The organism is Streptomyces longispororuber (genome assembly GCF_014656095.1).
Taxonomy (GTDB): domain Bacteria; phylum Actinomycetota; class Actinomycetes; order Streptomycetales; family Streptomycetaceae; genus Streptomyces; species Streptomyces longispororuber.
The window spans coordinates 17,463-34,913 of sequence record NZ_BNBT01000091.1 but is presented as its reverse complement, the minus strand read 5'-3'; the positions used below and the strand labels follow the sequence as shown (position 1 = coordinate 34,913).

The window sequence follows — 17,451 nt, the reverse complement described above, 5'->3', positions numbered from 1 at the left end:
CACCATCTACCTCGCCGGACTCCACATCGCGGCCATCTTCATCTGGTCGGCACGATGATCCGAAGGAAACGGCCTAGTCCCTTGGCCCTAGGGGCAGCTCGTACCAGGCCACGTCCCAGTAGCGCCCGAACTTCCGCCCCACCTCCCGGTACGTCCCCAGGTGCCGGAAGCCGAACCGCTCGTGCAGCCGCACCGACGCCGGGTTGGGCAGGGCGATCCCGGCGTAGGCCCGGTGCACGTCCTCGCCCTCCAGGGCGGCGAGGAGACGGCGGTACAGCAGCGTGCCGACACCGCGCCCGGCCGCCTCGGGCGCGCAGTACACGCTGACCTCGACGGAGGTGGCGTACGCGGGCTTGGGACGCAGGGGGCTGGAGGTGGCGTAGCCGAGGATGCGGGGTGCCGTGCCGCCGCCCGCTTCCCTCCGCGCACTGCCTCGTGAGGATTTCCCGAGTTCACCTGCTTCACCCGGTTCATCCGTTTCACCCCCTTCGCCGCTCTGAGCAACCAAGAGGCGGTGGGGGCCGTCTTTGGGGTGGGAGAGCAGCCAAGGGCGTCTCTCTTCCGGCAGGAACGGGACGGTGTCGAATGTGATGGCGGTCTCACGGACGTAGTGGTTGTAGAGGTCCGTGAGAGCGGTGAGGTCCCCCTCCACGCCCGGTCTGACCTGCACCTCTGCGGGCTCCTGTGCCACGTGCCCTCCCTGTGTGGCCGGACAGGGTACTGCATGATCACGAAAATGGATGTGCGGCTTGGGAATTCTGTCCGGATTCCAGTCGTTGTTTCCAGCAGATGCGGGGCACCTGGGAAGGTGTGCCGTTTACCACAGGTCCACACCTGGACCGCCCGGCCCGTCCGGACCAGTGGTCCCAGCCGGACCGACCAGTGACAACCACGCAAGGGAGCACGCATGGCAACCCGTGCCGTCGCCCGTCGTACGTCCGCCGACACCGGTGAGACCGACGCGGCCCGCAGTGTTCGCGCATCTGGCGGCGAGATCGCCGACCGCGACCTGGTCGGCATGTACCTCGACGAGATCGCACGCACGCCCCTGCTCGACGCCGCGAGGGAGGTCGAGCTGTCCCAGATCATCGAGGCCGGGGTGTACGCGCAGAAGATCCTGGAGGGCGAGGTCGAGGAGAAGTCGGCCGTCGCCGCCTCCGAGGAGGAGCTGCGCGCCCTGGTGGCCGAGGGCGAGCGGGCCAAGGACATCTTCATCCGGTCGAACCTGCGCCTGGTCGTCGCCGTAGCCCGCAGGTACCCGCGCAGCGGTCTGCCCCTGCTCGACCTCATCCAGGAGGGCAACGCGGGCCTGGTCCGCGCGGTCGAGAAGTTCGACTACGCCAAGGGCTTCAAGTTCTCCACGTACGCCACCTGGTGGATCCGCCAGGCCATCACGCGCTCCATAGCCGACCAGTCCCGCACCATCCGGCTCCCCGTCCACCTGGTGGAGGAGCTGGGCCGGATCCGCCGCGTGCAGCGCGAGTTCAACCGCGAGCACGGCCGTGAGCCGGAGCCCGCCGAGATCGCCGCCGAGCTGTCGTCGACCCCCGAGCGCGTCGTCGACGTCCTCGACTGGGCCCGCGACCCCGTCTCGCTGAACATGTCGGTGGACGACGAGGGCGAGACCCAGTTCGGGGACCTCCTTGAGGACACCTCGGCCGTCTCCCCGGAGCAGTCCGTCCTCACGCTGCTGCGCAGCGAGGAGCTGGACGACCTCATCGGCCGCCTCGACCAGCGCACGGCCTCCATCATCAAGATGCGGTACGGCATCGACGACGGCCGCGAGCGGACGCTCACGGAGGTCGGCAAGGAGCACGGCCTGACGCGCGAGCGCATCCGCCAGATCGAGAAGCACGCGCTGCTCGAACTGAAGAAGCTGGCACGGGACACGGGCTTCGACGCGGTGGCCTAGGGCGGCCGGCCGAACGGTGGAAGCTGCCCTGCGGGCGGCGGCGGCTTCGCGGCCTGCGGGTCCGTGGGTGGGTTGTCCCCTCGGTGGCTTGGGGGCAGCGTGCTTCGGGATTTCGGGGTGCCGCCGGTACGTGTGTGGTGACCACCCCCGCCGGTGGCTGCTGCTGCATTCTCCTGTCGGGTGTCCCGCCTTCGTACGGTCCGCGGGCGCTGAGCGGACGGGGTGTGTCTGGTGGGAGATGTGCCGCGCGGAGCGCGGCGGTCGCCTTGGCGGGTCAGGGGCCGCGGGCGTCGCGGTGCTGCTCGGGGCGTGGGCGCGTACGGTCCGCGAGCGCGGAGCGGACGGAGGGTGTTGTGTGGGGGCGTCGGGGTCTGCCCTGTGGGTGGGGTTGTGTGGGCGGGTGGGTGGGAAGCATGCCGCGCGGAGCGCGGCGGCCTTGACGGGTCTGGGCCGCAGGTTTCGTGGTGCTGCTCGGGGTGTGGGCGCGTACGGTCTGGGGGCGCTGAGCGGACGGAAGGTGTGGGGTGGGGGCGTCGGGGCCGGCTGTGTGGGTGGGGTTGTGCGGGTGGGTGGGTGGGAGATGTGCCGCGCGGAGCGCGGCGGTCGCCTTGGCCGGTCAGGGGCCGCGGGCGTCGTGGTGCTGCTCGGGGTGTGGGCGCGTACGGTCTGGGGGCGCTGAGCGGACGGAAGGTGTGGGGTGGGGGCGTCGGGGCTTGCCCTGTGGGTGGGTTGTACGGGTGGGTGGGTGGGAGGTGCCGCGCTCAGCGCGGCGGGGGTGCTCGGCGGCGGCAGGGTTCGGCCGGAGACCGCGGTGAGGCCGCAGGCCCCCGTACAGGCGCAGCCGAAGGGACCGCACCCGGTCAGCGGGGCTCGGCCCGAGGGGGCGGTCCCGGGCCCGGTCGGGTGCGGCCCCGGCCGCGGGGCAGCAGGGCCCGGCCCGAGGAGGGCGGGCCCGCGGCAGCGGGGCTCAGCTCGCGGCGGCGGTGAGGCGACGGCCCAGGTCGCGTACCCGGGTCACCAGCTCCCCGGGCCCGCGCACAGCGAAGTCGCACTCCACCCACAGCAACCGCACCGCCACCCACTCCACCGGCTCGGTCACCGCCCCCCGCAGCCGGCAGCGCCCCTCCGCGACCTCGGTCACCTCCCCCAGGGACGGCGGCAGCCGCCGCGCCACTTCGGCCGCCGGTGCCTGGAACTCCACGTCCACGTCGTACGCCGCGGACTCCTGCCGCCGCGGCAGCACGCTGCGCCGCACGTACGCCTCCGCGCTGCCCCCCGGCAGCATCCGCGGAGCGAACCGCACCCCCGTGGCGAACGGCTCCGACACCCGGTCCACCCGGAACGTACGCCAGTCCTCCCGGTCCAGGTCGTACGCCACCAGGTACCAGCGGCGCCCCGTGGACACGAGCCGGTGCGGTTCGGTGAGGCGCCGCGACGGCGTCCCGTCCTTGGCCTCGTACGCGAACCGCAGCCGCTCGCGCCCGGCCGTCGCCGACGCCATCGTCGTCAGCGTCTCCGGCGCGACCCGCGCCCCGTCCCCGCTGGCCAGCGACATCGTGGCCGCCCCGAGCGCGGCCACGCGGTGCCGCAGCCGCGACGGCAGCACCTGTTCCAGTTTGGCCAGCGCCCGCACCGACGCTTCCTCCACGCCCTCCACCGCGTGCCCCGCCCCGGCCCGCAGCCCGACGGCGATGGCCACGGCCTCCTCGTCGTCGAGGACCAGCGGCGGCATCGCCTTGCCCGCGACGAGCCGGTACCCCCCGGCCGCGCCCTGCGACGCCTGCACGGGATAGCCCAGCTCCCGCAGCCGGTCGATGTCCCGCCGCACCGTGCGCCGCGACACCCCCAGCCGGTCGGCGAGTTCCCCGCCGGGCCACTCCCGCGGGGTCTGCAGGAGCGAGAGGAGCGTCAGGAGCCGCGCCGGAGTGTCCGTACCGCCACCGCTTGAAGTCGTCATGCCCCCAGGATGCCGGGGATGTAGGACACGATCCGTCCTACTGGGTCGACGGAATTTCCCGCACCGGCCGGAGGGAACTAGGACACGTCCTGGCCTATAAGCCTCCTAGCCTGGCGGCATGACTTCACCCAGCACCCCCAGCCCGGCTGCTCCGTCCGCGGAGTCACGGGCCGACCGCCGCCGGTGGTTCGCCCTCGCGATCGTGATGACGGCCGCCTTCATGGACCTCGTCGACGTGACGATCGTGAACATCGCGATCCCCGCCATCCAGCGGGACGCGGGCGCCACGTTCAGCCAGATCCAGTGGATCACCGCCGGTTACGCGCTCGCGCTCGGCGCCGGACTCATCACCGGCGGGCGGCTCGGCGACATCTACGGCCGCAAGAAGATATTCCTCATCGGCATCGCCGGCTTCACCGTCGCCTCGGCGCTGTGCGGCTTCGCCGCGAACCCGGAGATGCTCGTCGCCTCCCGCATCCTCCAGGGTGCGATGGCCGCGCTGATGGTGCCCCAGGTGCTCTCGATCGTGCACGCCACGTTCCCCGCGCACGAGCGCGGCAAGGTCTTCGGCCTGTTCGGCATGGTCGTGGGTCTCGGCGCGGTCTCCGGCCCGCTGCTCGGCGCCCTGCTGACGGAGTGGAACCTCTTCGGCCTCGAATGGCGCCCGATCTTCCTGATCAACCTGCCGGTCGGCATCGCGGGCCTGCTCCTCGGGCGGAAGTTCATCACCGAGTCGAAGGCGCCGCGCGCCCTGCGGCTCGACCTCGTCGGCGTCGTCCTCGTCACCCTCGGCCTGCTGATGGTCCTCTACCCGCTGACGCGCGGGCACGAGCTGGACTGGCCGGTCTGGGGCCACGTGACGATGGCGGGCTCGCTGGTGGTCTTCGCCGCGCTGGTGGCGTACGAGCGGCGGAAGGCCGCCCAGGACGGCTCGCCGCTCGTGGAGCTGTCCCTGTTCAAGGTGAAGAGCTTCGCCGCGGGCATCGCCGTGCAGACCGTCTTCGGCGTCTCGCTGGGCATCTTCTTCCTGGTCTGGACGATGTACATGCAGGTCGGCCTCGGCTGGAGCGAGCTGCACGCGGGCCTGACCGGTGTCCCCTTCTCCATCGCGGTCTCCTTCGCCGCCGGCATCTCCGTGCAGAAGCTGGTCCCGCGGTTCGGCCGCAAGGTCCTCCAGACCGGCGCGCTGACCATGGCCGCGGGCGTGCTGATCTACATCTGGGAGGCCGACCGGTACGGCGCGGGCATCACCTCCTGGCAGATGGCCCTCCCGCTCGTGGTGATGGGCCTCGGCATGGGCCTGATCGTGGCGCCGCTGACGGACGCGGTGCTCTCCGAGGTCCCGCGCGAGCACGCGGGCTCCGCGTCCGGGCTCATCAACACCGTGCAGCAGATGGGCAACGCGCTCGGCCTCGGCCTGGTCTCGGTCGTCTTCTACGGCGTCATCGACGAGGACGTCGTACCGCAGCGGGTCGCCGCGGAGTTCGCCCACGGCTTCGAGAACGCCCTGTGGTGGGTGGTCGGTGTCCTCGCCGTCATCTTCCTGCTGATGCTGGGGCTCCCCCGGCGCCCGGCCCAGCACATCGAGGGCGCCGAGTCCGCGCCCGCGGAGGGCCCCGCCGGCGCCGAGGGCTCCGCCGGCGCCGAGGGCTCCGCCGGCGCCGAGGGCGCCGCGCCCGCCGAGACGCCGGAACCGGCCCTCACCCGCTGAGACCGGGGGCCGCGCCTTCCCGGCGCTCGGCCCCTTCTCCTTCCTCCCCACCCACCCGCGCGTTCCCGGCTGCCGCCGGGCGGGGCCCTGACACGGCCCCGGGCGGGTGGGTGGAGTCGTTTCCGCAGGCGGTTCTCCCGGACGTCGAAGCCCGTTTGTGCCCGTTGTTCGCCTGTTCATGTTTACTTCGCGCCGCAGGGCCCGTACTCTCCGGAGGAACCCACACACCCGGGCATACGGCAGGAGGCCCCGAGCCATGTACGCGCCAGAGCGGCAGCAGGAGATCCTGCGCCTGGCGAGAGAGGGCGGGCGCGTCGACGTGCTGTCCCTCGCCGCCGCGTTCCAGGTCACCGCCGAGACCATCCGCCGCGACCTGAAGGCCCTGGACCGGGCGGGCCTGGTGCGCCGGGTGCACGGCGGCGCCATCCCGGCCGGCCGCCTCGACTTCGAGCCGGACCTCGCGGAGCGCGAGAGCACCGCCGCCGACGAGAAGGACCGCATCGCCCGGGCCGCCCTCGCCGAACTGCCGCCCGAGGGCAGCGTCATCCTCGACGCCGGTTCGACGGTGGCCCGCCTCGCCGCCGCGCTGCCGCTGGAGGCGGAGCTCACCGCGGTCACCCACAGCCTCCCCACCGCCGCCCGCCTCGCCGACCACCCGGGCATCCAGCTCCACCTGGTCGGCGGCCGCATCCGGCACCGTACGCGCGCCGCCGTCGACGCCTGGTCCCTGCGCGCCTACGCCGAGATCCGCGCCGACGTCGTGTTCCTCGCCGCCAACGGCTTCTCCGCCGCGCACGGCCTGACCACCCCCGACCTCGCCGAGGCCGCCGTGAAGCGCGCCGCCGTCGCCGCCGCCCGCCGCGTCGTCCTGCTCGCCGACAGCGGCAAGTACGGCCAGGAGCACTTCGCCCGCTTCGGCGACCTCACCGACGTCGACCTGCTGATCACGGACACCGGCCTCGCCCCGGACGACGCCGCCGCCATCGAGCGCGCGGGCACGGAAGTGGTGCGCGCATGATCCTCACCGTCACCCCGAACCCCTCCCTCGACCGCGCCTACGAGGTCCCCGCCCTCACCCGCGGCGAGGTCGTCCGCGCCACCGGCGAGCGCATGGACCCCGGCGGCAAGGGCGTCAACGTCTCCCGCGCCGTCGCCGCGGCCGGCGTCCGCACCCTCGCCGTCCTGCCCCTCGGCGGCGCCACCGGCGCCCTCGTCGCCCGGCTCCTCGACGAGCAGGGCATCGACGTCGCCCCGGTCCAGGTCACCGGCGCCACCCGCGCCAACATCTCCGTCGCCGAGCCCGACGGCACCCTCACGAAGATCAACGCGCCCGGCCCCGCCCTCACCCCCGCCGAGAGCGCGGCCCTGCTCGACACCGTCGCCGCGCACTCCGCGGCCGCCGACTGGATCGCCTGCTGCGGCAGCCTCCCGCGCGGCCTCGCCCCCTCCTGGTACGCCGACGTGGTGCGGCGCAGCCACGCCGCCGGGGCCCGGATCGCCCTCGACACCTGCGGCCCCGCCCTCCTCGCCGCGCTCCCCGGCCGCCCGGACGTCGTCAAGCCGAACGCCACCGAGCTGGCCGAGGCCGTCGGCCGCCCCCTCGCCACCCTCGGCGACGTCCTCAAGGCCGCCGACGAGCTGCGCGAACGCGGCGCCCGCGCCGTCCTCGCCAGCCTCGGCGCCGACGGCCAGCTCCTCGTCGACGACACCGGCACGTACCTCGGTCGCGCCCGCGTCGACCTCGTACGCAGCAACGTCGGCGCGGGCGACAGCTCCCTCGCCGGCTTCCTCGTCGCGGGCGGCGCCGGACCCGCGGCCCTCGCCTCGGCCGTCGCGCACGGCGCCGCCGCCGTCCAACTGCCCGGCAGCGCCATGCCCACCCCGGCCGACCTCGCCCCCGGCGCCGTCACCGTCACCGACGAGGTCCCGCTCGACCTCGCCTTGACGGAGCCGGCTGCCTGAACGGGGGCGCGCTTTGAACCGGGGCCGCCTCTTGAGCCGGGGCCGTTTCCTGAACCGGGGCTGTCTCCTGAGCCGGGGCCGTTTCCTGAGCCGGGGCCGCCCAGCGAATCGGGCCCGTTTCCTGACTGGGACCGTTCCTTGCAGCCGGGGCTGCCCACCCAATCGGGCCCGTCTCCTGTCCGAGATCGTTCCCTGCACCCGGGGCTGCCCACCCAAGCAGGCCCGTCTCCTGAGCCGGGGCCGTCTCCTGAGCCGGGGCCGCCCAGCGAATCGGGCCCGTTTCCTGAGCGGGACCGTTCCCTGTACCCGGGGCCGCCCACCCAGGCGGGCCCGTTCCCTGACCGGGATCGTTCCCTGTACCCGGGACGGCTCCTTGCACCGGAACCGTTCCCTGCACCCGGGATGGTTCCTTGCACCGGGACCGCTCCCTGAACTGGGACCCCTCCTTGCACCGGGATCCCTCCCTGAACCGGCACCGCTCCCCGAGTCAGGCGTTGCCCGACCGGGCCCGTCCCCTGCACCGACCCCCGCCACCGCCCTCGCCCCCGTCCCCACCTCGCCCCCCTGTCCCCGGGCGGCACGCGCGCAAAGGAGCCCGCGATGAGCGAGAACCACGCCATGATCACCGCGGAGTTGGTCGACCTCGACCTCGACCGTTCCGCCGACACCAAGGAGGCGGCGGCCCGCGCCCTCGCCACACGCATGGCCGCCCTCGGCCGCGTCACCGACCTGGACGGCTTCCTCGCCGACGTCGCCGCCCGCGAGGCCCAGATGCCCACCGGCCTCGACGGCGGCATCGGCATCCCGCACTGCCGCAGCGCCCACGTCACCGAGCCCACCCTGGCCTTCGGCCGCAGCGCCGGGGGCATCGACTTCGGCGCCCCCGACGGACCGGCCGACCTGATCTTCCTGATCGCCGCCCCGGCGGGCGCGGACGACGCCCACCTGACGATCCTGTCGTCCCTGGCGCGGCAGTTGATGGACGAGGCGTTCACGCGGGCCCTGCGCGAGGCCCCCGACGCGGCGACGGCGGCGGCCCTGATCCGGGGCGACGAGCCCGCGCCCGCCGCACCCGCCGCACCCGCCACGGAAGCCCCGGCCGCCACCGCGGACCGGCCCGACACGGAGCCGCCCGCCGCGGGCGCCCCGGCCCCCACCCCGGACCGTCCGGACACCGACCGCTCGGACACCGGCCGCTCGGACGCCGATCACCCAGGCACCGGCCGCCCGGACACCGAGCCCCGAGAACACGAGCCCCCGTTCCGTATCGTCGCCGTCACCTCCTGCCCCACCGGCATCGCCCACACCTACATGGCCGCCCAGGCACTGGAGAACGCCGCGCGCGACGCGGGCGTCGAGCTCACCGTCGAGACCCAGGGCTCGGCGGGCTTCACCCGCCTCGACCCCGGGACCGTCGCACGGGCCGACGCCGTGATCTTCGCCCACGACGTCCCCGTACGCGACAAGGACCGCTTCGCGGGCAAGCCCACCGTCGACGTGGGCGTCAAGGCGGGCATCAACCGCCCCGCCGCCCTCATCGCCGAGGCCCGCGAGAAGGCCGCCCGCGGCGACGCCACGGCGGCCCCGGCCGCACCGAGCCCCGTCGACAACGCGGGCGACAGCGGCGACAGCTACGCCACCAAGCTGCGCACCTGGCTGATGAGCGGCGTCAGTTACATGGTCCCCTTCGTCGCCGCCGGCGGCCTCCTCATCGCCCTCGGCTTCGCCATCGGCGGCTGGAAGATCGACAAGGCCCCGTCGGTCGCCGAGCACTTCGTCTGGACCGACCACACGAGCTGGGCCGCCCTGCTCTTCCAGACCGGCGGCCTCGCCTTCGCCTTCCTCGTCCCCGTCCTCGCGGGCTACATCGCGTACGGCATGGCCGACCGGCCCGGTCTCGTACCGGGATTCGTCGGCGGTTCGGTCGCCGTCACCATCGAGGCGGGCTTCCTCGGCGGCCTCGCGGCCGGCCTGCTCGCGGGCGCCGTCGTGCGGGGCGTCCAGCGCGCCCGCGTCCCGGCCGTGCTGCGCGGCATCATGCCGGTGGTGGTGATCCCGCTGATCTCCTCGGCGGTGGTCGGCTTCCTGATGTTCCTGGTCGTCGGCAAGCCCATCGCCTCGCTCCAGAACGCCCTGACCGACTGGCTGGAGGGCCTCTCCGGTGCCAACGCCGTCATCCTCGGTGTGATCCTCGGCCTGATGATGTGCTTCGACCTCGGCGGTCCGCTCAACAAGGTCGCGTACGCCTTCGCCGTCGGCGGCCTCGCCCACCCCACCGACGGCTCGCTGAAGGTGATGGCCGCCGTGATGGCGGCCGGCATGGTGCCGCCGTTCGCCATGGCGCTGGCGACGACCGTACGGGGCCGTCTGTTCACCCGGACCGAGCGTGAGAACGGCAAGGCGGCCTGGTTCCTCGGCGCCTCCTTCATCACCGAGGGCGCGATCCCGTTCGCGGCCGCGGACCCGGTGCGGGTCATCCCCGCGTCGATGGCGGGCGGGGCGGTCACGGGCGCCCTGTCCATGGCCTTCGACTGCACGCTCCGCGCCCCGCACGGAGGTGTGTTCGTGGTGCCGCTGATCGGCCGGCCCCTGCTCTACCTGCTCGCCGTCGCCGCCGGGGTCTGCGTGTCGACGGCCGTGGTGATCCTGCTCAAGAGCGCCCGCAAGGCCCCGGCCGCACCGGAGGGGGACGCGGCGCGGTCCGCGGCGGACGAGCCGAAGGCCGCGGTCACCGCCTGAGCGGACCGCGTTCCCCGACGCCCGGGCGTGGGCATACTGCACTGGTACTGCGGCATGGGCGCCCGGGCACGGGCAGCATCCCGTGGGGGGCCACCGTGAGCCAGCTCCAGCAGAGCCACCTCAGCAGCCTGCTCGGCATGGTCACCGCACTCACCGAGCAGGCCCGCGCGAACCACGCCAAGGGCGTCGAGGCCGACCCCGTGCACCTGGCCGTCTACTCCGGCTTCCTCATCGAGACCGGCACGAGCATCCGCTGGCTCCTCGAACCCGCCCTGCTCGAGCAGGCTGCCGAGGCCGTCCACCGCCAGGCCCCCGCCGCGAGTCCCGCCCGCGCCGACGTCGCCGCCCGGCTGCTCGCCACCCTGTGGTCGTCCTGCCTCCTCGCGGGCGTCGACACCGAGGACTGGGACCGCGAGGCCCCCGAACTCCCCGGCATCTGCGTCCGCATGGCGGCCCTGGTGACGTCGGAGCGGTAGCGCGTGCGAGATGCGTCACTTCCGGCCCAAAGTCCCCTTAACGCCTCTGTTGTGGGGGTGGGCGGCTGTTGTCTACTGAGCCGCATGTTCGACGGTGCTTCGATCGTTCAGCAGACAGGCGTGGCGCTGTTCGCCGCCGCGACCGCCCTCTGGGCCCTGACCTTCCTGCGCATACGGCGCCTGCGCGCGGCCCCGGCGCCGGCCCCGGAAGGTCCCGCGCTGCGCTCGCTGCCCGGACAGTCCGGCCCACCCCGCGCGGAGTCCGTGGACCTGTCAGCGGCCGAACGAGCCGCGTTCGCCGGTCTGGTACGACAGTTCGACACGGGGCACGGCCACCGGGAGGACTGAACCCCCAGCAGTCCGACGGGAGCGGTCTGTCGGGGGCGGAGCGGTCCATCGGGAGCGGTCCGTGGGGAGCATGGGGCGGTCGGTCGGGAGCGGTCAGCGGCTGCGCGACACCGGGTACGTCCGCGCGCGGCGCTCCATCGCCGCGCGGGCCGCGGGCTCGCTGACGTACACCTCGCACATGTGCCGACCGTCGGCCGTCGCCGTGTGCTCGACCTCCCACAGGCTGACTTCGGAGCCGTCGAAGAGCAGGAACGCGTGCTCGTACAGCGAGAAGCCGAGCCGGGCCTCGCCGCTCAGCGCGGAGCGGCCGAAGGCCTGGGTGATCTGGTGCGCGAAGGCCGAGCGGAGCAGTCGCTCCATGTCCTCGCCGGGGCGGCCCGCGCCCGCCGGGTTCTCCGCGCGGCGCAGCAGCCTGCGGGCGTGGTCGGCCGAGTCGTCCGGCACGTACGTGTGCGCGGGCTCGTTCGCCGCCGTGAGCTGGAGGACGACGGGCAGGTCCCCGGCCGGGGTGTCGGGCGGCAGCGGCAGCCGGGCCGTGGCGACCCCGGCCTCCTCCTCGTCCAGGTACAGCTCGTACGTGGGCCTGCTGCCGGGGCCCGTGTTGTGCACCAGCTCCCAGAGGGTGAGCGCGCTGCCGTCGGCGAGCAGCCAGGTGTGGCGGTACGTCTCGCGGTGCAGGCCCGCGCTGTGGTGCGCGGAGTGCAGCGAACTGTCGTAGGCCAGCGCCTGGTCCAACCGCCGGAGCGTCACGTCCGGCAGGTCGAAGGAGTTCAGGGCGCGGCCGAGCAGTCGCTCGAGGTGCTCCTCTGGAGACAGGGGCTCGGGCGACTCTGGTGGTTCGTACGCGGTCTCGTACGGAACGCTCACGGATACTCCCGGATGCTTCCGGCGTTGCTGCATGTCACCTTGTGCGTGCATACCGTAGCCCCTGGGTCGGACATCATGTCCGGGAACAGGAAAACGATCGAGCCGCACGGCAAGTTCCCGTGCGGCTCGCTGCGTTGGCGCCGCGCGAGCGGCGCCCGGGGCGCCGCCCGCGCCCCGCGGACCTCCGTCGGCTAGACGGCGCTGCCCGCCGTCCACTCGCTCCACGACATGTTCCAGCCGTTCAGGCCGTTGTCGGGGGCGATCGTCTTGTCCGGCGAGCCCTTGACCGTCACGACGTCCCCGATGAGCGAGTTGTCGTAGAACCACTTGCCCGGGGTGTTCCCCTGCGCCCCTTGGACGTCCTGGAGCCCCACGCAGCCGTGGCTGGTATTGGCGCTGCCGAAGACGGAGGGCGAGCCCCAGTAGTTGCCGTGGATGAACGTGCCGGACGTCGAAAGACGCATCGCGTGCGGTACGTCCTTGATGTCGTACTCGCCGCCGAACCCGACCGTCGAGCCGTTCATCCGCGTCTGGACGAACTTCTCGGAGATCACCATCTGCCCGTTGTACGTGGGGTTCTGCGGGCTGCCCGCGGAGATCGGGATGCTCTTGATGACCTTGCCGTCCCGCTCGACCGTCATCTTCTTGGCGTTCACGTCGACGGTGGAGACCTGCGCGCGGCCGACGGTGAACGTGACCGTCTTGTCCTGCACGCCGGTGATGCCGTTGCCGCCCTTCACGCCGTCCAGGTCGATCTTCATCGTGACCTTGGAACCGGCCTTCCAGTACTCCTGCGGCCGGAAGTCCAGGCGCTGGTTGCCGAACCAGTGCCCGACGACCTTCTGCCCGCTGCTGGACGTGACGTTGATGTGCGACTGCACATCCTTCTTGTTCGTGATGGCCTTGTCGAAGGTGAACGACACCGGCATGCCGACGCCGACGGTGGTGCCGCCGTCGGGCGTGTAGGTGCCGATGAAGCTGTTCGCCGACGCCACCGTCGTGAACGTCGCGTTCTCCATGGCCGGGCGGCCCTCGCCGTCCTTGGCGTTGGCGGTGACCTTGTACTTCGTGCCGCGCTCCAACTGGGCCTTGGGCTTCCAGGTGGTGCCGTCGGCGGAGATGGTGCCCTCGACCGCGGCACCCGAGGTCACCTGCGTCATCTTCACGCTGGTCAGCTTGCCGCCCTTGACCTTCACGCCGGTGGCGTTGATCGAGGCGTCGGTCGCGCCGTCCTTGGAGGAGATGGATATCTGCGCCCCGGACGCGTCCTTGGCCGCCCCGGACTTCTTGTCGTCCTTGGCGTCGGCGTCACCGCCGCAGGCCGTGAGGGTCAGCGCGCCGACGGCCGCGAGCGCCGCGGTCGCCAGCAGGACCCGACGGCGACGACGGTGCTGTGGCTGCGCTGCGATGTCCGGCGTTGTCACGGGCTGCTCCCCATCAGTCTGTGTACAGCAGGATTCTTGGTGCGTGGGCGATCCGGTCCCGTACGGATGCCCGATGCGGATGTTCCGTACGGACGTCCGACGCGAAGGTCCGGTACGGATGTCCGGTACGGATGATGTCCGGTACGGATAAGGAGGCGTTCGGCGAGGGGACGGTTCCGGTGCTCGGGTGTGAGCGCCAGCACATGGCTGCGCCCGCGGCTGTTCTCGCGGCCCCGGGTCGGGCGGCGCCACGCCTCGCCTGCGGCGTATGCGCATGGGGCTTCGCCCCTTTCCCCCTTCTTTTGGCGCTTCGCGCCTCGTCCTCAAGCGCCGGACGGGCTGTTGAGGCCGGACCCGGTCTTGGTTTCGTAGAGGCTGCTGTAGGAGGGGTAGGTGCCGCCGGGGGTGGTGACCGGGGTTGCTGCCAGGAGGGCGCGGACGATGGCTCTCGTCACCGTGTCCGCGCCTGCCGCCAGGATGTCGTTGAGCGCCAAGGGGGCGGCGGCGTCGAGGGGACGCTCGCCGGTGGCCAGGGCGAACACCGTGTCGCCGTCGTTCAGCAGGTGCACCGGCCGCACGGCGCGCGCCATGCCGTCGTGCGACGTGCCCGCGAGCTTCTGGGCCTGGGCCTTGGTCAGCTCGGCGTCGGTGGCCACCACGGCGAGCGTGGTGTTCAGCGGCGGCTGTCCGTTGCGCGCCGCGGCCTCGGCCAGGCGGCGCCGCGCCGCCGCGTGGACCTCGGCCGCGGGCGGCTCCACCGGCGCCCCCTCGAAGAACCGCCCGTACAGCGCGCCCGTGGCCGGGTCCGTCCCTGACCCCGCCGCGTTCGCCACCACGAGGGCCGCGACCGTCACGCCCGAGTCCAGCACGGTGCTCGCCGTGCCGATGCCTCCCTTCAGTGAGCCCACCACCGCGCCGGTACCCGCGCCCCGGTTTCCCTCGGCCACCGCGTGACCGCTCGCCCGCGCCGCCGCGTCCTCCACCGCTGCCCGCCCCAGCGCCGCGTCCGGCCGCGCCCGGAAGCTGCCGCCCCGGCCCAGGTCGAACACGCACGCCGCGGGCACCACCGGCACCACGTGCGCCGGATCGGGCCCCACCCGCACGCCGCGGCCCTGCTCCTCCAGCCACGCCATCACTCCGGCCGCCGCGTCGAGGCCGTACGCGCTGCCGCCCGTCAGCACGACCGCCTCCACCCGCTGCACCAGGTTCCGCGGGTCGAGCGCGTCCGTCTCCCGGGTGCCGGGGCCGCCGCCGCGCACGTCCACGGCCGCCACGGCCCCGCCCTCCGGCGCGAGCACGACGGTCGTCCCGGTGAGCCAGCCGTCGCCCACGCGCTCCGCGTGCCCGACCCGGAGCCCGGCCACGTCGGTGAGCGCCCCGGCCCGGCCGGCCGGCGCCCCCGCCGCACGTGCGTCGGATGCGTCAGGTGCGTCAGGTGCCTCCGAAGTCGTCATGCGGCATGCGTACCACGGGTCCCGCCAGGAGGTGCGCGTGCGCTCGGGGCGGTTCGGCGACCGGGTCCGCGCCTGGTCCCGGTCACGGTGGCGGTTCCGGTGGCGGCTCCGGTCTCGGCCCCGGTCCCGGCCCCGGTGGCGGTGGTGGTCAGGTGGTGTGCTGCGTCCGCGCCGTCCGCGCCGTGAGCAGTACGCCGACCGCCACCGCGAGCGCGGCTACGATGCCCGCCGCCAGCACCGCCCAGCGGCCCGCGAGCGTGCACGCCAGGATCGCGAGTGCCGTGACCGGCAACACCAGTTGCTGGGCGAGGCCCACCTTGAAGTGCCGTGCGTGCAACAGCCACACCGTGAGCAGATACACCGCCGCCGGGATGGTCACCGCCGCCGACGCCGCCGTCTCCGAGACGTGCGCCTTGCCGACGGCCTGCTCCACCGCGACCTCGATCCCCGCGCCGATCGCCGCCGCCGAACCGAGGACCAGGTAGTGGCCGTAGCCCCACAGGAACGCCTGGCGGTTCGAACGCAGATGGCCGTGGATCGGCACCACGAAGTAGATCCACCACGCCGCGAAGACCAGCAGGAGCCCGCCGACGGCGATGGGCAGCAACTCGCCCAGCGCGTCGTTCTCGTCCAGCGCCGACTTCACCGCGACCGTCGCCGCGGCGATCGTCTCGCCGAGCACGATGATCGTGAACAGGCCGTAGCGCTCGGCGATGTGGTGCGGGTGCCACGGCGTCGTCCGCGCCCCTTCGGCGAGCGGCGGCACCGCCATCTCGGCGACCGCCATCACCAGGAACGTCCATGGCCGCGCCCCCTCCGGCAGCACCAGCAGCCCCAGCCAGCCCACTTGGCACAGCGCCACCCCGCCCGCGTACCGCAGCGCCGTGCGCCGCTCGGCCCCCGTGGAGGCGCCCGCCGCCCGCAGCCACTGCGTGATCAACGCGAGCCGCATGATCAGGTAGCCCAGCCAGACGGCCAGGAACTGATGGTCCTCGAAGGCCTTCGAGACACCGGCCGCGAGCACCAGGACCCCGGCGATCTGGAGCAGGGTCACCACGCGGTAGAGCGCGTCGTCGTTGTCGTACGCGGAGGCGAACCAGGTGAAGTTCATCCAGGCCCACCACACCGCGAAGAACACCATCGCGTAGTTGAGGACCCCCTCGCCCGCGTGCCCCTCGGCCACGGCGTGCACCAGGCGCACCCCGGCCTGGGCGACCGCCACCACGAAGCACAGGTCGAAGAAGAGCTCCAGCGGCGTCGCCGCGCGGTGCGGTTCCTCCCGCCCGCGGGCCACCATCGGGCGCAGCGGCGGGGGAGGGGCGGAGGGGCGGGGGCGCGGAGCGGGCATCGGGGACGTCATGGGGCAAATACAGCAGAGCCCGGCGGTGCGGCCGCCCGGATCGCACCGTGTCGGCACGCGAGCACCCGGCTGGAGGGCGGAGGCCGACCCCCTCCCCGCCGCCCTGAACGCAGCCCGGGCCCTGCTCCTGGCCCGAACGCCGTCCCCGGCCTCGGCTCCGGCCCTGCTCCCCGTCCCGGCCCCGTTGCGGTGGCCGCCGAGCGGGAAGGCGGTCGCCGCCCGGCACCGGGCGCGGGCGGACGTACGCTGGAGGTATGAGCACCGCCCCCGCCCCCGAACCGCGTGATCCCCGGAGCGCCGCGTCCCGGCGGACCGCCGGGAAGCCCGCCGACGCGCTGGACTTCGACGACCCGCTGTCGCAGCAGTCCTCGGACGATACGGATCGTGGGTGGGGTGAGCGGCCGTCGGCGAGCGGCGACAGCGCCGCCGACCTCGCCCGTTTCCTGGACGAGAAGCCGCCCCACCACATCTGAGCCCGCGCCGCTGCCCGCCACATCCGAGCCCGCGCCGCGCCCCACCGCATCTGAGCCCGCGCCGCGGCCCGCCCCGTCCGAGACCGCGCCGCTGCCCGCCCGGCGAGGGCCCGCGCCCGGGCTAGCGCGCCCCGCCGCCAGGCGGCCCGGTCTCCGGCCCCGGCCGCTCGTCCTGGGCCGTGCCGCCGCCCGGGCCCGCCTCGCCGGTGCCCGCGCCGCGCTGTGCGACCAGCGCGTCCCGGATCTGCTGGAGCACCTCCAGCTCCGTGACCTCGATGACCTCCCGCGTGCCTTCCTTCTCCGCCTTGCGCGCGGCCTGCCTGGCCAGGTACTTCGCCATCGGCAGGACCATCAGGAAGTACACGACCGCCGCGGTGATCACGAAGCTGAGCGTGGCGCTGAGCACCGAGCCCCACATGATCGGGATGCCCTTCACGGCTTCGCCGTTCTTCATCTCGCACGGGGCCTTGAGGCAGGAGCTGTAGTGGTCGAGGTTCTTCGTGCCGAAGGCCCCGACCAAGGGGTTGATCACGCCCTTCACCACGGCGTTCACGACGTTCGTGAACGCCGCGCCGATGACGACCGCCACCGCCAGGTCGACCACGTTGCCGCGCATCAGGAAGGCCTTGAAGCCCTGCCAGACGCCCGGTTCCTTCTTTTCGCTCACTACTAGGCCTCTCGTTGCACATGCGGGTTGTACGGCAAACCGCCTCGCAACCTACGGCAGCGCGTGGCAGCCCTGTCCACTTCCGTAATGCGAACGAGCGA

The 17,451-nt window shown here is 73.3% G+C and carries 15 protein-coding genes; 8 read left to right on the top strand and 7 right to left on the bottom strand.

Annotation, left to right across the window (positions count from 1 at the left end):
- Window positions 1–73: 73 nt before the first annotated feature.
- Window positions 74–691, bottom strand: coding sequence for a GNAT family N-acetyltransferase (locus tag IE330_RS24765; protein ID WP_190138317.1), 618 nt, complete (start codon window positions 689–691; stop codon window positions 74–76).
- Window positions 692–907: 216 nt separating this feature from the next.
- Between IE330_RS24765 and IE330_RS24760 the strand changes: the two genes are divergently transcribed.
- On the top strand, window positions 908–1,912 hold the full coding sequence (locus IE330_RS24760; RefSeq protein ID WP_190138316.1) for a sigma-70 family RNA polymerase sigma factor: 1,005 nt from the start codon (window positions 908–910) through the stop codon (window positions 1,910–1,912).
- Between the two features lie 967 nt (window positions 1,913–2,879).
- Here the strand turns inward: IE330_RS24760 and IE330_RS24755 are convergent.
- Window positions 2,880–3,869 (bottom strand): helix-turn-helix transcriptional regulator, encoded by a 990-nt coding sequence (locus IE330_RS24755; protein ID WP_190138315.1) that lies wholly within the window; start codon window positions 3,867–3,869, stop codon window positions 2,880–2,882.
- A 118-nt stretch (window positions 3,870–3,987) separates the two neighbouring features.
- On the opposite strand from IE330_RS24755, the gene IE330_RS24750 reads away from it, so the two are divergent.
- The 6 genes from IE330_RS24750 (at window position 3,988) to IE330_RS24725 (ending at window position 11,105) form a co-directional block, all read left to right on the top strand.
- Complete coding sequence (locus IE330_RS24750) at window positions 3,988–5,580, top strand: MFS transporter (protein WP_190138314.1); 1,593 nt, start codon at window positions 3,988–3,990, stop codon at window positions 5,578–5,580.
- A 256-nt stretch (window positions 5,581–5,836) separates the two neighbouring features.
- Window positions 5,837–6,598 carry a DeoR/GlpR family DNA-binding transcription regulator gene (locus IE330_RS24745; protein WP_190138313.1) on the top strand — a complete coding sequence of 254 codons (762 nt, stop codon included), beginning with the start codon at window positions 5,837–5,839 and terminating at the stop codon, window positions 6,596–6,598.
- A complete protein-coding gene (gene pfkB / locus IE330_RS24740; RefSeq protein WP_190138312.1) occupies window positions 6,595–7,542 on the top strand; it encodes a 1-phosphofructokinase in 948 nt (315 codons plus the stop codon). The genes IE330_RS24745 and pfkB overlap by 4 nt, the downstream gene beginning before the upstream one ends.
- A 600-nt stretch (window positions 7,543–8,142) precedes the next feature.
- Window positions 8,143–10,281 carry a PTS fructose transporter subunit IIABC gene (locus IE330_RS24735; RefSeq protein ID WP_190138311.1) on the top strand — a complete coding sequence of 713 codons (2,139 nt, stop codon included), beginning with the start codon at window positions 8,143–8,145 and terminating at the stop codon, window positions 10,279–10,281.
- A 95-nt stretch (window positions 10,282–10,376) separates the two neighbouring features.
- The gene (locus IE330_RS24730; protein WP_190138310.1) at window positions 10,377–10,757 is read left to right on the top strand and encodes a hypothetical protein; all 381 of its coding nucleotides are present in this window, start codon (window positions 10,377–10,379) and stop codon (window positions 10,755–10,757) included.
- Window positions 10,758–10,841: 84 nt separating this feature from the next.
- Window positions 10,842–11,105, top strand: coding sequence for a hypothetical protein (locus IE330_RS24725; protein ID WP_190138309.1), 264 nt, complete (start codon window positions 10,842–10,844; stop codon window positions 11,103–11,105).
- Between the two features lie 93 nt (window positions 11,106–11,198).
- Here IE330_RS24725 and IE330_RS24720 read toward each other — a convergent pair whose 3' ends face one another.
- The 4 genes from IE330_RS24720 to IE330_RS24705 all read right to left on the bottom strand — a co-directional run bounded on the left by IE330_RS24720 (window position 11,199) and on the right by IE330_RS24705 (window position 16,210).
- Window positions 11,199–11,972 (bottom strand): DUF6227 family protein, encoded by a 774-nt coding sequence (locus IE330_RS24720; protein ID WP_190138308.1) that lies wholly within the window; start codon window positions 11,970–11,972, stop codon window positions 11,199–11,201.
- A gap of 191 nt (window positions 11,973–12,163) precedes the next feature.
- On the bottom strand, window positions 12,164–13,396 hold the full coding sequence (locus IE330_RS24715; RefSeq protein WP_190138307.1) for a L,D-transpeptidase: 1,233 nt from the start codon (window positions 13,394–13,396) through the stop codon (window positions 12,164–12,166).
- Between the two features lie 323 nt (window positions 13,397–13,719).
- The gene (locus IE330_RS24710; protein ID WP_190138306.1) at window positions 13,720–14,850 is read right to left on the bottom strand and encodes a P1 family peptidase; all 1,131 of its coding nucleotides are present in this window, start codon (window positions 14,848–14,850) and stop codon (window positions 13,720–13,722) included.
- Between the two features lie 148 nt (window positions 14,851–14,998).
- Entirely contained in the window at window positions 14,999–16,210 is a 1,212-nt protein-coding gene (locus IE330_RS24705) for a low temperature requirement protein A (RefSeq protein WP_190138305.1), read from the bottom strand.
- Between the two features lie 254 nt (window positions 16,211–16,464).
- On the opposite strand from IE330_RS24705, the gene IE330_RS24700 reads away from it, so the two are divergent.
- Window positions 16,465–16,683, top strand: coding sequence for a hypothetical protein (locus IE330_RS24700; protein WP_190138304.1), 219 nt, complete (start codon window positions 16,465–16,467; stop codon window positions 16,681–16,683).
- A 121-nt stretch (window positions 16,684–16,804) separates the two neighbouring features.
- On the opposite strand, the gene mscL is transcribed toward IE330_RS24700, so the two are convergent.
- Complete coding sequence (gene mscL / locus IE330_RS24695; protein WP_190138303.1) at window positions 16,805–17,350, bottom strand: large conductance mechanosensitive channel protein MscL; 546 nt, start codon at window positions 17,348–17,350, stop codon at window positions 16,805–16,807.
- Window positions 17,351–17,451: the final 101 nt, after the last annotated feature.

Coding starts and splice junctions, on each gene's coding strand:
- IE330_RS24710 (WP_190138306.1), bottom strand. CDS start 14,850: ATGACGACTTCGGAGGCACCTGACGCACCTGACGCATCCGACGCACGT.
- IE330_RS24760 (WP_190138316.1), top strand. CDS start 908: ATGGCAACCCGTGCCGTCGCCCGTCGTACGTCCGCCGACACCGGTGAG.
- IE330_RS24755 (WP_190138315.1), bottom strand. CDS start 3,869: ATGACGACTTCAAGCGGTGGCGGTACGGACACTCCGGCGCGGCTCCTG.
- IE330_RS24700 (WP_190138304.1), top strand. CDS start 16,465: ATGAGCACCGCCCCCGCCCCCGAACCGCGTGATCCCCGGAGCGCCGCG.
- IE330_RS24705 (WP_190138305.1), bottom strand. CDS start 16,210: ATGACGTCCCCGATGCCCGCTCCGCGCCCCCGCCCCTCCGCCCCTCCC.
- IE330_RS24725 (WP_190138309.1), top strand. CDS start 10,842: ATGTTCGACGGTGCTTCGATCGTTCAGCAGACAGGCGTGGCGCTGTTC.
- IE330_RS24735 (WP_190138311.1), top strand. CDS start 8,143: ATGAGCGAGAACCACGCCATGATCACCGCGGAGTTGGTCGACCTCGAC.
- pfkB (WP_190138312.1), top strand. CDS start 6,595: ATGATCCTCACCGTCACCCCGAACCCCTCCCTCGACCGCGCCTACGAG.
- IE330_RS24750 (WP_190138314.1), top strand. CDS start 3,988: ATGACTTCACCCAGCACCCCCAGCCCGGCTGCTCCGTCCGCGGAGTCA.
- IE330_RS24745 (WP_190138313.1), top strand. CDS start 5,837: ATGTACGCGCCAGAGCGGCAGCAGGAGATCCTGCGCCTGGCGAGAGAG.